Annotated in this window: 12 protein-coding genes and 1 tRNA gene; 5 read left to right on the top strand and 8 right to left on the bottom strand. The window is 64.7% G+C overall.

Going from position 1 to position 14,590, the window contains the following annotated elements; all coding sequences use genetic code 11:
* Window positions 1–47 precede the first annotated feature (47 nt).
* Window positions 48–1,538, bottom strand: a complete 1,491-nt coding sequence (locus ACR9ZH_RS10025; protein ID WP_481290617.1) for a sensor histidine kinase — start codon at window positions 1,536–1,538, stop codon at window positions 48–50.
* Window positions 1,535–2,341 carry an alpha/beta fold hydrolase gene (locus tag ACR9ZH_RS10020; protein WP_481290616.1) on the bottom strand — a complete coding sequence of 269 codons (807 nt, stop codon included), beginning with the start codon at window positions 2,339–2,341 and terminating at the stop codon, window positions 1,535–1,537. The genes ACR9ZH_RS10025 and ACR9ZH_RS10020 overlap by 4 nt, the downstream gene beginning before the upstream one ends.
* A gap of 235 nt (window positions 2,342–2,576) precedes the next feature.
* Here ACR9ZH_RS10020 and ACR9ZH_RS10015 point away from each other — a divergent pair, with 235 nt between their 5' ends.
* Window positions 2,577–4,574: a beta-L-arabinofuranosidase domain-containing protein gene (locus ACR9ZH_RS10015; protein WP_481290615.1), complete on the top strand. Its 1,998-nt coding sequence runs from the start codon at window positions 2,577–2,579 to the stop codon at window positions 4,572–4,574.
* A 52-nt stretch (window positions 4,575–4,626) separates the two neighbouring features.
* Here the strand turns inward: ACR9ZH_RS10015 and ACR9ZH_RS10010 are convergent.
* The 6 genes from ACR9ZH_RS10010 to ACR9ZH_RS09985 all read right to left on the bottom strand — a co-directional run bounded on the left by ACR9ZH_RS10010 (window position 4,627) and on the right by ACR9ZH_RS09985 (window position 10,122).
* Window positions 4,627–4,719, bottom strand: a tRNA-Ser gene (locus tag ACR9ZH_RS10010).
* A gap of 49 nt (window positions 4,720–4,768) precedes the next feature.
* The gene (gene csrA, locus ACR9ZH_RS10005) at window positions 4,769–4,966 is read right to left on the bottom strand and encodes a carbon storage regulator CsrA (protein WP_216164886.1); all 198 of its coding nucleotides are present in this window, start codon (window positions 4,964–4,966) and stop codon (window positions 4,769–4,771) included.
* Between the two features lie 303 nt (window positions 4,967–5,269).
* Complete coding sequence (alaS, locus tag ACR9ZH_RS10000; protein ID WP_481290614.1) at window positions 5,270–7,903, bottom strand: alanine--tRNA ligase; 2,634 nt, start codon at window positions 7,901–7,903, stop codon at window positions 5,270–5,272.
* A 69-nt stretch (window positions 7,904–7,972) separates the two neighbouring features.
* Window positions 7,973–8,485 carry a regulatory protein RecX gene (locus ACR9ZH_RS09995; protein ID WP_481290613.1) on the bottom strand — a complete coding sequence of 171 codons (513 nt, stop codon included), beginning with the start codon at window positions 8,483–8,485 and terminating at the stop codon, window positions 7,973–7,975.
* Entirely contained in the window at window positions 8,466–9,515 is a 1,050-nt protein-coding gene (gene recA / locus ACR9ZH_RS09990) for a recombinase RecA (protein WP_481290612.1), read from the bottom strand. The genes ACR9ZH_RS09995 and recA overlap by 20 nt, the downstream gene beginning before the upstream one ends.
* 49 nt (window positions 9,516–9,564) lie before the next feature.
* Window positions 9,565–10,122, bottom strand: a complete 558-nt coding sequence (locus tag ACR9ZH_RS09985) for a CinA family protein (RefSeq protein WP_481290611.1) — start codon at window positions 10,120–10,122, stop codon at window positions 9,565–9,567.
* A 986-nt stretch (window positions 10,123–11,108) separates the two neighbouring features.
* On the opposite strand from ACR9ZH_RS09985, the gene ACR9ZH_RS09980 reads away from it, so the two are divergent.
* The 4 genes from ACR9ZH_RS09980 to ACR9ZH_RS09965 are packed head-to-tail and all read left to right on the top strand — an operon-like array spanning window position 11,109 to window position 14,587.
* Entirely contained in the window at window positions 11,109–11,624 is a 516-nt protein-coding gene (locus ACR9ZH_RS09980; protein ID WP_481290610.1) for a hypothetical protein, read from the top strand.
* Between the two features lie 13 nt (window positions 11,625–11,637).
* Window positions 11,638–12,564: a VirB8 family type IV secretion system protein gene (locus ACR9ZH_RS09975; RefSeq protein ID WP_481290609.1), complete on the top strand. Its 927-nt coding sequence runs from the start codon at window positions 11,638–11,640 to the stop codon at window positions 12,562–12,564.
* Window positions 12,564–13,331, top strand: coding sequence for a TrbG/VirB9 family P-type conjugative transfer protein (locus ACR9ZH_RS09970; RefSeq protein WP_481290608.1), 768 nt, complete (start codon window positions 12,564–12,566; stop codon window positions 13,329–13,331). The genes ACR9ZH_RS09975 and ACR9ZH_RS09970 overlap by 1 nt, the downstream gene beginning before the upstream one ends.
* Window positions 13,328–14,587: a TrbI/VirB10 family protein gene (locus ACR9ZH_RS09965; protein WP_481290607.1), complete on the top strand. Its 1,260-nt coding sequence runs from the start codon at window positions 13,328–13,330 to the stop codon at window positions 14,585–14,587. The genes ACR9ZH_RS09970 and ACR9ZH_RS09965 overlap by 4 nt, the downstream gene beginning before the upstream one ends.
* Window positions 14,588–14,590 lie beyond the last annotated feature (3 nt).

The raw sequence follows: 14,590 nt of genomic DNA, 5'->3' as shown, positions 1-14,590 counted from the left end.
CCAGATCCTTTACAAGGCCCCTTCACCGGTTCTGTCGATGGAGTGCCTTAATCTGCCGACGCGAAGCGAACGGTGAAGGTCGTACCGATTCCCGTATCTGAGACCACCGTCACGTCGCCACCATGGGCACGGGCGATGGCACGAACGATGAAGAGGCCCAGTCCCACGCCCTGCACGTGCCGGTGCGTGCCTCCCCGAACCATCGCGTCGAATAGCCCCGGCTGCCGTTCCGCGGGAATGGGCGTGCCCTCGTTATGCACGTTGAGCCGCAAGTCGCCGGCGATACGCAGGTCGATCGTGATGGCCGATCCGGCGGAGCCATAACGAACCGCGTTGCCGACCAGGTTGCCGAGCGCCTGCACCAGGCGGTCCGGATCCAGGACGAACGTTGCCTGGCCATGGACCGTACTGCGTAGAGGAGCGTCCGGAAAACTCAGCCGGAGTTCCGCGATGGCTTGCTCGAGCACTGCGTGCACGTCTACCGGCCGGCGGTCGACCTGGAGTCCCGCACCAAGGCGCACCGAGGTGAAATCGAGCAGGTCGCCGATCAGCCGGAACGACCGCTCGACCGCGCCCACCATGTGCTCGCGCACCTTCGTCTGCCGCGGCGTCAAGGGCAAGTTCGTGAAGATATCCAGCCCCACCGCTACGGCCATCAGCGGATTGCGCAGGTCGTGGCTGACGATACCGATCATCTGTTCCGCCAGGACCGCCCGGTCCTCCGCTTCCGCACGCCGTCGCGTGAGGTCCGTCACGTCATAGACGATGACCACCATCTCCCGGAACACGCCGGAAGAGGAGAAGATGCCCTGTCCGCAGGCTTCAACGACGCGCTCGCTACCGTCCACGCCGTGCAGGCGATAGACCTGCCGCACCGGTCCGTCGCCCGGCGCCGGCCGCAGCACGGCCAGTGCGCGCTCTCGCTCGCGATCCTCGGGATGCAAGGCGGCGAGGAACTGCGCCTCGTCGACCGGGCCTGGCTCGGCGTGGCCGAGCAGCAACGCCGTGCTGCGCGAGAACTGCCTCGCACCGTCCCGGTCAATGCGCAGGATGCCCACCCGGGCGGTTTCCAAGGCGAGTTGCAGGCTGGTTTCGGCGAGGCTCAGCGCACGCTGGGCTTCCATTTGCCTCGCCAGTGCTTCCTCGGCGCGGCGCCGTGTATCGAGAAGCTCCCGCTCGTAGGTGGCACGGTCCTTGGCAATGAACACCGCTACCGCCACGCCACCACCCTGTTCCAGATGCAGGTTGGCCAGGACCGGCAGTAACCCACCCTCGCTGGAGCGGATATCGAGTTTCAGTTCGGCAACGGAACCCTGGATCCGCAACAGCGGCAGCACGTGGGTCTGGTAGAAGATCCGTCCACCGACGCTGAGCAGGTCGCTGAAGGCGCGTCTGCCGACCAGCGCGTCCGCCGTATGGCCAAACCAGGAACAGAAGGTCGCGTTAACACGGACGATCACACCCCTGTCGTCCAGTACGGCCAGGCCGCAGGGGGCGTCCTGCCAGTCGCGGTGTCCCTCCGGCCCCGGATCGTTCACGAAGGCAGGACGTCGCGCAGGAACGCGTCCATCGCCCGCACGCTGGCATCGGGTGCACTCAGGTGCGGACAATGACCGACGTTGTCGATCAGCACATAGCGCGACCCCGGAATGACGTCCGCGAGGAACTCGCCGGCCGTGAGGGGAGCGATGATGTCCTCGGTGCACTGCAGGATGAGGGCCGGGCGGCGCACCTCCGCGGCTTCGGCGCGAAGGTCGGAGAGGAAGGTGACGCGGGCGAACTGGGCGGCGATGTCGGGATCCGTCCGGCAAAAGCTGTTGGTCAATTCTTCCGCCAGTTCCGGGCGCTCCGGCACGCCCATGATGGCCGGTGCCATCGAGCTCGACCATCCCAGGTAATTGGCTTCGAGGGTCTCGAGCAACTCGTCGATGTCCGCGCGCGAGAAACCGCCGGCGTAATCGCCGTCGTTCAGATAACAGGCTGAGGGCCCGACCATGACGTGGGCGTGCAGCAGGGACGGCTCCAGTTTCTCGACCAGCACGCCGATCATGGCGCTGACCGAATGGCCGACGAACACCACGGGCCCCTCGGCGTATGCACGGATGACCTCGACGAGATCCTCCGCGTAGGCGGTAAGGCTCGTGTAGCGGCCGGGATCATAGGCAGACACATCCGACTGCCCGCTTCCGACCAGGTCCAACAGGAGCACCCTGTAGCGGTCCGCGAACACCGGTGCGATGAAGCGCCACATGTTCTGGTCACAACCAAAGCCGTGAACCAGGACCAGCGTGGCCGGCCCGTTACCGACGACCCGGACACGATTGCGCTTTTGCAGGTCCATACGAACTCCGGCATGGTCCCGCTCATACAGGGACATTGATTTACGCGCGGGGTGCGCGACGGATTTACCCTTGCAAGTTTGTCATGTCCGTCGCCGGGCTGCAGGGGCGATTCTGTCGGTTCTTCACGCAACCGGACTTGTCGGCGGAGCCTCGGCGATTTTCCCCAACCTACTTCCTTCAGATAAACAAGTAGTACATATTCACGAGAGGGCCGACGGCGAGAGGACGTTCCGAATGCACGATCCCATCCATCCTGGCCGCCGGGGTTTTCTCCAGGCGTCCACTCTCGGAGCACTGGCATCGTGGCTCCCCGTGGGCAAGGTCGACGCAGCGGCAAGACCTGCCCCGGCGGCCGTATTCCCGCAGGCGCCTCTCGCGCCGCAACCCTTCCAGTTGCTCCCTGCAGGCTCGATCCGCCCGACGGGCTGGCTTCGGCGCCAGCTGGAGATCCAGGCCGAGGGTCTCGGCGGACGGGTCGACGAGACCTGGCCGGACCTCGGTCCGCAGAGCGGCTGGCTCGGCGGCACCGGCGAATCGTGGGAGCGCGGACCCTACTTCGTCGACGGCCTGCTGCCGCTCGCATGGCAACTCGATTCGCCGGCGCTGAAGGCCAAGGCCCAACGCTTCATCGATTGGACCCTCGACAATCCCTGGCCCAGCGGCATGTTCGGCCCGAAGTCCAACGACGACTGGTGGCCGCGCATGGTCATGCTGAAGGTACTGACGCAGTACCAGGAACTGACCGGCGACGCTCGCGTCGTGCCCTTCATGACGCGCTACTTCCATTACCAGCTGGGCGCGCTGCCGGAACGGCCGCTGCGCGACTGGGGGCGCATGCGCTGGCAGGACGAAGTGGCCTCGATCCTCTGGCTTCATGCGCGCACGCAGGATCCGAAACTCCTGGAACTGGCCGCACTGCTCAAGAAGCAGGGCTACGACTGGCAAGGCATGTTCGCCGAATTTCCGTTCCATGAGAAAACCGACGCAAAGCTGGTCGAAGCCAAGGGCGGCAAGAACGCTTTCATGGAAGACGATGGTTTGCAGGTACATGGCGTCAACGTCGCCCAGTCGCTGAAGGCGTCGCCGGTGTGGTCGCTGGTGTCGCGCGATGCGAACGACCGCGCGGCCATCCATCATCAACTCGCACAACTCGACACGTACCATGGCCTGCCCAACGGCATGTTCTCCGCCGACGAGCACCTGGCAGGGCGCAGTCCGTCGCAAGGTGTCGAACTTTGCGCCGTCGTCGAGGCCATGTATTCGCTGGAAATGGCGCTGGCCATTACTGGCGATGCCGTACTCGGCGACCGGATCGAGCGCATCGCGTATAACGCCCTGCCTGCCGCCTTCACCGACGACATGTGGGCCCACCAGTACGACCAGCAGCCCAACCAGGTGGAATGCAGCCTGCACCGGCGGCCGTGGACCACCAACGGACCCGAGGCGAACCTGTTCGGCCTCGATCCACATTTCGGCTGCTGCACGGCGAATTTCCACCAGGGCTGGCCGAAGCTCACGGCGAGCGTGTGGATGGCTTGCGCCGATGGCGGCCTTGCCGCCACCGTGTACGCACCGTGCCGCGTCAGCACCGTGGCCCGCGGCGTTGCCATCGAGATCGAGCAGGAGACCGACTACCCCTTCCGCGACGATATCCTCATGACGCTGCGGCCGGCGTCGCCGGTGGCGTTCCCGCTGCGCCTGCGCCTGCCGGGCTGGTGCCGTTCCCCGTCGGTGCGAATCAACGGCGAGACGGTGGAGGCGACGGCGGGCAAAGGCTTCCTCACCGTGGAACGCCGGTGGAATCCGGGAGACAAGATCGCCTTGTCGTTCCCGGCCGAGGTCGTTACCGAAAAGGGCTACAACGACTCCGTCAGTTTCAGCCGCGGACCCTTGGTGTTCTCGTTGCCGATCGGCGAGTCATGGATCAAATGGCGCAAGCGCGGCCTCACCAACGACTGGCAGGTCTACCCGACCTCGCAGTGGAACTATGCCGTGGGCGCGGCGGGCACGGTGGAGCAGCACCCCATCGGCAAGCGGCCTTTCGCCGGTGCGACACCGGCCGTGACGCTCTCCGTACCGGGCCGGCTCGTGGCCTGGAAGGCGGAAGAAGGCGCGGCGGACCCCGTGCCGGTGAAGCCGGCCGTGGAGGACGAACCGGCCACCACGCTGCGCCTGGTGCCTTATGCGGGTGCCAAGCTGCGCATCACCTCGTTCCCAGCAATGACTTCCTGATCGAGCGCATCCCGCAAACGCAAAACGCCCCTTTCGGGGCGCTTTGCGTATCTGGCGGAGAGTGAGGGATTCGAACCCTCGATAAGGCTTTTGACCCTATACTCCCTTAGCAGGGGAGCCCCTTCGGCCTCTCGGGCAACTCTCCGTGTAACGAGCCAGCAAGGATACTTGCCCTTGCTTCGGCCGTAAAGCGTTTACTGGTCGTCCCCGGTATGGCCGGCGGGATCGTTCTCGTTCTTGATGCGCTGGTAAATTTCTTCGCGGTGGACCGCGACATTCTTCGGCGCATTGATGCCGATGCGCACCTGGTTACCCTTCACACCCAGAACGGTGACGGTCACCTCGTCGCCGATCATCAGGGTTTCACCGACCCGGCGGGTCAGAATCAGCATGATTGATACTCCATAAAATCAGGTATTGGCTTCCCCACCAACGACAACCTCACCCCGAGTGCTTGCCGTCAATGGATCGACGTTTCGACCATCGAAGGCCGATTGCCTTCCCCGGCTCTAGTTGTGTGTGTGTCGCTGACCAGCTGTCCTGCCATCGCGATCCGTAGGATCGATGCCGAAGGATGCTTTCGACATTCGGATGATACTAGCCGAGCCAAACAGGCGGACGCAACGCACGAATCCCCGAATACGTGCACCAGAGCGCCCTTGCGGCACCCTGGCGACCACTCGGCCATGCTTCGTTCAGCGCAGGCGTGCCTCCACCCAGGCCGGGATACCGGCAAGGACGCCGGGCAGGGTCGGGCTGTCGAGGCCGCCGCCCTGGGCCATGTCCGGACGGCCACCGCCCTTTCCTTCGATGTGCGAGGCGACTTCGGCGACCAGGTCGCCCGCCTTCACCTTGCCCAGCGCGGCGCCGCCGACGCCCGCCACCAGCGAGACGCGGCCATCCACCGCACCCGCCAGGACGATCGCGCAATCGCCGAGCTGCTGCTTCAGCACGTCCATGGCGTCACGCAGCGACTTGGCGTCCATGCCTTCCAGCCGGGCGGCCACCACCTTGATGCCGCCGACGTCGACGGCCGAGCTCGCCAGGTCGGCCGACGCCGAGCTGGCCGCCTTGGCCTTGTACGATTCGATCTCACGTTCCAGTTTCTTCTGCCGGTCGAACAACTGGCGCAGCTTCTCGACCACGTCGTCGCCGGTAGCCGCCAGCAAGCCCGAAACCTCACCCAGGATGCGTTCCTCATCGGCCACGCGGGCCATGGCGCCTGCGCCGGTCACCGCCTCGATGCGGCGGACGCCTGCGGCGACGCCGGACTCGGAAACGATCTTGAACAACCCGATATCGCCCGTGCGGTTCACGTGCGTGCCGCCGCACAATTCGGTAGAGAAGCCGCCCATCTTCAGCACGCGCACCTCGGCACCGTACTTCTCGCCGAACAACGCGATGGCACCGAAGTCGATCGCCTCGTCGTAGCCCATGTGGCGGACTTCCGCCTGCGCATTGCGGCGGATCTCGTCGTTCACCATGCGCTCGATCTGGGCCAGTTCTTCCGGCGTGACCGGCTTGAAATGCGAGAAGTCGAAACGCAGGCGCTCCGGGGCGACCAGGGAGCCCTTCTGTGCCACGTGATCGCCCAGCACGGTACGCAGTGCGGCGTGCAGCAGATGCGTGGCGGAGTGGTTCAGGACCGTCGCTTGGCGCTGCGCGGCGTCGACGGAGGCCCCGACGATCGCGCCCTTCTCCAGCGGAGCGGACCCTTGCCAGGTGCCGAAGTGGGCGAAGAAGGCGCCACCCACCTTCTGCGTGTCGGCGACGGCGAACGAGCCCGAAGGATTGCCCAGCGTGCCGGTATCGCCCACCTGACCGCCGGACTCGGCGTAGAACGGCGTGCGGTCCAGCAGCACGAAGGCGTCTTCGCCATCGGCGAGACGGTCCACCGCCTTGCCCCCGCGAACGATGGCGACCACCTTCGCGTCGGCCAGGTCCAGATCGTCGTAGCCGGTGAACACGGTGGGCGCCACCGCACTGGCGACTTCGGCGGGCAGCTGCGCCTTGGTCGCGAAATTACTGGCCGCGCGGGCGCGCGCACGCTGCTCGCCCATGGCACGCTCGAAGCCCTCCATATCCACGCTCATGCCGCGCTCGCGCGCGATGTCGGCGGTGAGGTCGACCGGGAAGCCGTAGGTGTCGTAGAGACGGAAGGCGTCCGCGCCCGGAATGATCTGGCCGGACTTCGCGGCGATGTCGTCGAACAGGCGCATGCCGTGCTCGAGGGTTTCGCCGAAGCGCTCTTCTTCCGTCTTCAGGGCCTGCTCTACGAAGGACTGTTTCGCGGCCAGTTCCGGGTACGCCACGCCCATCTCGGCGACCAGCGGCGCCACCATCTTCCAGAAGAAATCGCCACGCACGCCCAGCATCCAGCCGTGGCGAAGCGCGCGGCGGATGATGCGGCGAAGCACGTAGCCGCGCCCCTCGTTGGACGGCAGGACGCCGTCGACGATCAGGAACGAACAGGCGCGCACATGGTCGGCGATCACGCGCAGCGACTTGTTCGCCAGGTCCGCCGTACCCGTGAGACGCGACGCTTCCGCGATCAGGTGGGCGAACAGATCGATCTCGTAGTTCGAATGCACATGCTGGAGCACGGCCGCCAGACGCTCGAGGCCCATGCCGGTATCGACGCAAGGCGCGGGCAGCGGCGAGAGCGTGCCGTCGGGCGCGCGGTCGAACTGCATGAACACGAGATTCCAGATCTCGATGTAGCGGTCGCCGTCTTCATCCGGTGAGCCAGGCGGGCCACCGGCCACGTCCGGACCGTGGTCATAGAAGATCTCGGTGCACGGACCGCAGGGGCCGGTATCGGCCATCTGCCAGAAATTGTCCGACGCGAACGGGGCGCCCTTGTTGTCGCCGATGCGGACGATGCGGTCCGCCGGGACACCGACTTCCTTGTGCCAGATGTCGTAGGCCTCATCGTCGGTGTGGTAGACGGTGACCCACAACCGCTCCGCCGGCAGCTTGTAGACGCCGGTCAGGAGCTCCCAGGCATACCGGATGGCGTCGCGCTTAAAATAGTCGCCGAACGACCAGTTGCCCAGCATCTCGAAAAAGGTGTGGTGACGGGCGGTGTAGCCGACCGCGTCGAGGTCGTTGTGCTTGCCGCCGGCACGCAGGCAGCGCTGCACATCGGCCGCGCGGACATAACCCGGCTTCTCGCTGCCGAGGAACACGTTCTTGAACGGCACCATGCCTGAATTGGTGAACAGCAGGGTGGGGTCGTTCGACGGCACCAATGATGCCGAGGGCACGATGGTGTGCTCCTTGGAGCGGAAGAATTCGAGGAAGGTCGAACGGATGTCGGCGGTTTTCATGAGCGATCGTGGCTTCGGAGCTGCGAGGTCTCGCGGGGACGCTCCGTCCAGAATCAAGGCTCACTGCCTTCAGTCGTCGTCGGCGTCTTCCGCATCGGCGTGGGTAAGAACACGTACTGTGGCGGCGGCGAAGCCACGACGCAAGAGGAATTGCGCCCTGCGTGCCCGTTCCGCGGGATCCGAGACCGGCGCGCCGTAGCGCCGGCGCAGTTGCTGGGCGCCGAGAGCCTCCCAATCGACCTCCGCCGCTTCGATCAACTGGCGAATGGTGGCGTCGCCTAAGCCCTGGCTGCGCAGTTCGGCCCGGATCCGGGCGGGTCCATAGCCCTGCCCTACGCGGCTCCGGACCAGCGCCTCGGCGAAACGGGTGTCGTCCTGGTAACCCTGGTCGCCCAGTCTCTCGACCGCGGCCTTGGATTCATCACGCGCGAAACCGCCGCGCTCGAGCTTCTGCGCGAGTTCACGGCGGGAGTGTTCGCGCCGGGCCAGAAGCCCGAGCGCTTTGTCATAGGCAGTGCGGGAAGGACGATCGGCCTTGCCTTCGCCCTTCCCGGTACCGGGATCAGACTTCCTCGAGCGCATCCAGCTCGGTGTCGCTGGCGGAAGCGGTATCGCCCTTGCCCGACTTCACCAGCAGGCGGGAACGCAGTTCGGCGTCGATCTCATTCGCCATGGCCGGGTTGTCGCGGAGGAACTGACGGACGTTCTCCTTGCCCTGGCCGATGCGGTCGCCCTTGTAGCTGTACCAGGCGCCCGACTTGTCGATCAGGTTCTCGCGCACACCCAGTTCGATGATCTCGCCTTCGCGCGAGGTGCCCTCGCCGTAGAGGATCTCGAACTCGGCCTGGCGGAACGGCGGCGCCACCTTGTTCTTCACCACCTTCACGCGGGTTTCCGAACCGATGACTTCCTCGCCCTTCTTTACCGCGCCGATGCGGCGGATGTCGAGGCGGACCGACGCATAGAACTTGAGCGCGTTACCGCCAGTGGTGGTTTCCGGGCTGCCGAACATCACGCCGATCTTCATGCGGATCTGGTTGATGAAGATGACGAGGCAGTTCGACTTCTTGATGTTGGCCGTGAGCTTGCGCAGCGCCTGGCTCATCAGGCGCGCGTGCAGACCCACGTGGGAGTCGCCCATCTCGCCTTCGATTTCGGCCTTCGGGGTGAGCGCGGCGACCGAGTCGACCACGACCATGTCCACGGCACCCGATCGCACCAGCATATCGGCGATTTCCAGGGCCTGCTCGCCGGTATCCGGCTGGCTGACCAGGAGGTCGGCAACGTTCACGCCGAGTTTCTCGGCATAGCTCGGATCGAGCGCGTGCTCGGCGTCGACGAAGGCCGCCGTGCCGCCTTCGCGCTGGCAGGAGGCGATGGCCTGCAGTGTGAGGGTGGTCTTGCCCGACGATTCCGGACCGTAGATCTCGACGATACGGCCACGCGGCAAGCCGCCGATGCCGAGGGCGATGTCCAGGCCGAGCGAACCGGTCGACACGGTGTCGATCTGGTCGTCGACGCGGTCGCCAAGACGCATCACGGCACCCTTGCCGAACTGCTTTTCGATCTGGCCGAGCGCGCTCGCCAGCGCCTTGCGCTTATTGTCGTCCATCGTGAATTCCGGTCTCGTGTGTAGGTGAGTATCTTGCCCGACCGTGGTCTCAGGGACTGCGATCCGCATTCCCCAAGTTTGCCATAGGCGGCGCGCGGTCAGTCCCTAGCTCATCGACTATTCCAGCAAGCGCCGCGGCCACCGTCTGTCGCCGGACCGCCTCCCGATTTCCATCGAAGTGATAGAGCTGTGCGTGGGCGTAGCCCCCGCGGCGCTTCCAGCCGATCCAGACCGTGCCGACGGGCTTCTCCGGCGTGCCGCCCGAGGGGCCCGCGATGCCGGTGACTGCGACGGCCACGCCCGCGCCGTAGCGGGAAAGCGCGCCGGAGACCATTTCCAGCACGGTTTCCTCGCTGACGGCACCGGTGCGCTCGAGCGTCCGCGGATTGACGCCGAGCAGCGCCTCTTTCGCGCTGTAGCTATAGGAAACGACGCCCGCCTCGAACCAGGCCGAACTGCCCGCGAGATCGGTGAGCGTCTTCGCGATCCAGCCGCCGGTGCAGGATTCGGCCGTGGCCACCATGGTCCGCTTCGCCTGCGCGGCGTCGGCCACCTGGCGCGCCCAGGCCTCAAGTTCGGCATCGGTCGGAATGAGGTCGGGTGACACGGCGAGTCCCTCGGATAAAAGAAGCAGTATGAGGGATGGGATTGCCAGCGTCGCGGGCGCCCGGTACCATGACAACAATCAGTTGCTCACATGGACTCGTTACAGGTGCCGTGCGTTGTCGTGATGACATCGCACGCGCCGGTGGAGACACCCCGGATGGTTCGACTTTCAGGCCACGCCGCGCTCAAGCACCCGTTCCGCCCGTCAGCAGCCGGCGGGCGCGTCCGCGCAGACTCTGCGGCAAACGCTCACAACGTGCGAGGGACCCCATACCTGACGACCTGCCCTGCGGTTGGATCAGCATTTGTGAGCGACAGCAGATGCGCTGGAAAGCCATCTGGATGTAGTGCGATTGACACCCTGGGCTGAGAGCCTTCGCTTCGAAATGGAAAACACTATGGTTACGATCGCAACCTTCACGAGACATGCACGTATTCGGCAAAATCCCGGACCAGTTGGCAGTCTCGTCGCGATGCGCGTCAAAGTATCGGCGCGTTTCACGCACATTACATGCCTGTGTTGTGTGACAAATGTCGCAAAAACAGGCAATTCAGGCTCTAGTCAAAAAACGGTTGTTGCGTTAGCTTTACATCGCGGGCAGGGGTCCGCTTAAGGTCGGGGAATCCAAAGGCTTCAAGTGTCGCAACTATGGGTGGGCGATTTGACATCGCCCCCGAGCGCGCGTGGCCATTCTTCGCTGGTACGTAATGCAAGGGCGCCTAGGCGCTTGTACAGGATGTTGTATGGATGATTTGCATGTCGCTCGAGGCCTCGTCGGCTCGAAGCGCTGGTTCCGGCAAAACAGAACGACCGCCAGCGGCGATGCCGCCACGGCACCTCCATCGGGACGCGCCCTTTCCCGAGACTCCCATCTCAGACCTCATACGGAGCGTTTTAAACGCTTGAGGCCTTCGCCTCGCGGCGAGGTTCCTTTGCGTCCGTCGCTACCGCCGTTTTATTGCCTTCCAATGACTTACGAGCCACGCGTGAAAACACACCTGTCTACGAAGCTCTCCGTCTGCCTTCTCGTATCGCTGGCGGCCCTGCTCTCGGGCTGCAGTACGCCACCGGCCAAGGATTTCGGCGGCCGCTGGCGGCCGGTCAACCGCTACGACGACAAGCCGGTCGAGATCCCTCTCGCCGTCCCGTATACCTATTACGCCGCGCCCATGGATGGCACGTTGAGGATCATGCTGACGCGCTGGACGAACGACACGGGCACCAAACTGTCGTATCGCTTGCGTTCCGACTTCACCTTGCCCAAGGCGGCTGCGGGCATCCATACCTCAGAAGTTCGTGACGCAACGAGCCAGCTGAGCGCGATCTTCGCGCAGCAAGGCGTGACGGTGGTCGTGGATGGCCCGGAAATCGTAGTCGAGGAAACCAGCAGGATCGTCCCGTCGGCCCCAGCCGCCGGCGAACCCTCCCCCCAACCGGACAAGCAGCCGCCCATCGCGCAAGCGACGGGCGCGGCCGCCGTTACCGCGCCCCAGACCCGCTGACCAGGCTCCCTCGATGCTCAACAAGAAGCAATCTCCGAAGATCGACGCCGCCGTAGCGAAATCGGTCGATTTCGAAATCACCGTGTCCGACCTTGCGCAACGCAGCGAACGCCGAGCCTGGATGGTGGCGTTCTGTGCGATCTCGATGTCCCTGATCCTTGCCGCCGGCTATTTCTACATGCTGCCGCTGAAGGAAAAAGTGCCTTATATCGTCCTCGCGGATGCCTACACGGGCATGAGCTCAGTCACGCGCATCACCGACGACGTGGTCAACCGGCGCATCAGCGCCAGCGAAGCCATCAACCGCAGCAACGTCACCCACTTCATCCTCGCGCGCGAATCGTTCGACGTGACGATGATCAACCTGCGCGATTGGGCCACCGTACTGACGATGGCCGCGCCGAACGTCGCAAAGGCATATACCGACCTGCACGCGCTGGATAATCCAGAAGCCCCCTACAAGACTTACGGTCGCGACAGGGCGATTCGCGTCAAGATCTTGAGCATCGTCCTGATCGGCGGCGAGGACGGAACGACGCCGAAAGGCGCGACAGTCCGCTTCCAGCGCAGTGTCTACAACAAGGTCTCCGGGCAGACGGTGCCCCTGGACAGCAAGATCGCCACGATGGCGTTCGCATACAAGCCGAACCTGAAGATGGATGACCAGTACCGGGTCGAGAATCCGCTCGGCTTCCAGGTCACCGATTATCGGGTGGACAACGACTACGCAGAGCCGCCGCCGCCGGAAAGCTCGGCGCCGACAACGGCGCAGTCCCCAGCCGCCGCACCGGCACAACAACAACCCGGGGCCGTGGCTTCCATGCCGCAGTCGCCGATCCCCGTCGACAACGCACCGGCTGTCGGCCAGCCGACGCAACCTGCGGCACCACAGGCCGCCACCATCGCCCAGCCGACCGCCGCCAACGGAGGGCGCCGTTGATGAAACACCAAACCTTGCTACGTCTGACCCTGGCCGTCTGCCTGGCGGCCACCGGCACGACGGGCGTCGTCCGCGCGCAGGCAGTCACGCCCTACCAGTACGAACCCGACAAGATCTACACGGTTCGCACTGGCCTCGGCATCACGACGCAGATCGAACTGAGTCCGAACGAGAAGATCCTCGACTACAGCACGGGCTTCAGCAGCGGATGGGAACTGACGCGCCGAGATAACGTGTTCTATGTCAAGCCGAAGAACGTCGACGTCGATACGAACATGATGATCCGTACCGCGACGCATTCGTACATCTTCGAACTGAAGGTGGTAGCCACGGACTGGAAGACCCTCGAACAGGCCCGGCGTGCCGGCGTCCAGTACAAGATCACCTTTACCTACCCATCGGACACGAGCTTCCTGGCCGAAACGAAGAAGGTAGCCGAAACACCGGAGCTCGATACGTCGCTGGTCAAGGGGCGCGACTACAACTTCGATTACGACTACGCCATGAAGCGCAACACGGCGCCATGGCTCGTACCGACGAACGTCTACGACGATGCCCGCTTCACGTACATCAAGATGCCCGATCTGAAGCAGTTCCCCACAGGGAACTTCCCGACCGTGTACATGCGCGAGAAGGAACACGGTGAGGATTCGGTGGTGAACACCACGGTCGAAGGCAACACCATCGTTGTCCACGGCACGTACAACTACCTGGTCATCCGGCACGACAACAACGTCGTGGGTCTGCGAAGGAACACGAAGAAGTGAGCCCGAATAATCCTTATCATCCGGACGACGAGACCCCCGACGGCCGCGTGCCGCCGCCGGAAAACAATGGCGAACACGCGGATCCGCTCGCAGGGAATCCGTATTCGGCACAGCGTCGCCAGGCACCGCCGCCGGACCTCGACGCTGGTGCCCCGCAGCTTGCGGAGGCCGACGTTCGCCGCATGAATCGCCGCGCGCTCGGGTTCCTCGCCGGCATCGTCGCCCTGCTGCTTTTCGCAGCATGGTTCTTCGTGAGCAGCGGCAGTTCGGCGCCGCCGCCGAAGAAAGCCAAGGCGGAAGAGACCGTCACCGTCCCCGAGGCTCCCCGGGTCGCCCCCGTGCCCGAGCCAGCACCGAAGCTGCCCGAGCCGATCGCGTTGGCTCCGCCTCCGCCATTGCCTTCGACGCTTCCCCAGCGTCCTGCAGCCATGCCGCAGGTGCGCACAGGCCCGTCGCTGGTCGAACGTCGCATGATGGATACGGAAGCCGCGCAAATAGCTGGCGGTGGTCAGCCGGCGGGTGGCGGTGGCGGCCCAGGCGGTCTCGGCAGTTCGTTGGGAATGATTCCCGGCATGCCCTATCCGGGTCCGCAATCCAGCGGTGTACCGGTGAACGCCAACTATGGCGCCAGGGCGCTGCCCGAGGTTTCCAATGCCTCGCCGCTCACCCACCCCGATACGCTGATGCTGCGCGGCACGTTCATCCGTTGCGTGCTTGAAACGAGGATCATCACCGATATTCCCGGCTTCACATCTTGCGTGGTCACCGAACCGGTCTACTCGTTCACCGGCAAGCGACTGCTCCTGCCGAAGGGTTCGAAGGTGCTGGGCAAGTACGAGATGGAGCCCAATGGCCCACGCGTCGCCGTCATCTGGGATCGCATCGTTACGCCCACGGGCATCGACGTGAACATGGCCAGCCCGGGCATCGATACGCTGGGCGGTGCCGGCCATCCTGGCTATTACAATGCCCACTGGGGCAGTCGCATCGGGGCAGCCCTGCTGATCTCGCTGCTCAGCGATGCATTCAAGTACGAAGCCGCCGAGCATGGCCCGCGCCAGACCACCATCAGCAATGGCGTAGTCACGCAAAGCCCGTATGAGAGCAACACCGCGGCGACGATCCAGCAGATCGCCAATTCCGCCGTACAGCGCGCCGTCAACCGTCCCGCGACCGTCACGATCAACCAGGGCACGGTACTGGCCATCTACGTCGCCAAGGATGTGGATTTCAGCGGCGTGGTGGCGCGGTATTGACCG

This window comes from Luteibacter sp. SVR4-7G (assembly GCF_056755555.1).
This window is presented reverse-complemented; position numbering and strand designations above follow the sequence as displayed.

Excerpts from the sequence above, each read along its gene's own strand:
- ACR9ZH_RS10020 (WP_481290616.1), bottom strand. The coding sequence starts at position 2,341 with ATGGACCTGCAAAAGCGCAATCGTGTCCGGGTCGTCGGTAACGGGCCG.
- ACR9ZH_RS10015 (WP_481290615.1), top strand. The coding sequence starts at position 2,577 with ATGCACGATCCCATCCATCCTGGCCGCCGGGGTTTTCTCCAGGCGTCC.
- csrA (WP_216164886.1), bottom strand. The coding sequence starts at position 4,966 with ATGCTGATTCTGACCCGCCGGGTCGGTGAAACCCTGATGATCGGCGAC.
- alaS (WP_481290614.1), bottom strand. The coding sequence starts at position 7,903 with ATGAAAACCGCCGACATCCGTTCGACCTTCCTCGAATTCTTCCGCTCC.
- ACR9ZH_RS09995 (WP_481290613.1), bottom strand. The coding sequence starts at position 8,485 with ATGCGCTCGAGGAAGTCTGATCCCGGTACCGGGAAGGGCGAAGGCAAG.
- recA (WP_481290612.1), bottom strand. The coding sequence starts at position 9,515 with ATGGACGACAATAAGCGCAAGGCGCTGGCGAGCGCGCTCGGCCAGATC.
- ACR9ZH_RS09975 (WP_481290609.1), top strand. The coding sequence starts at position 11,638 with ATGCTCAACAAGAAGCAATCTCCGAAGATCGACGCCGCCGTAGCGAAA.
- ACR9ZH_RS09970 (WP_481290608.1), top strand. The coding sequence starts at position 12,564 with ATGAAACACCAAACCTTGCTACGTCTGACCCTGGCCGTCTGCCTGGCG.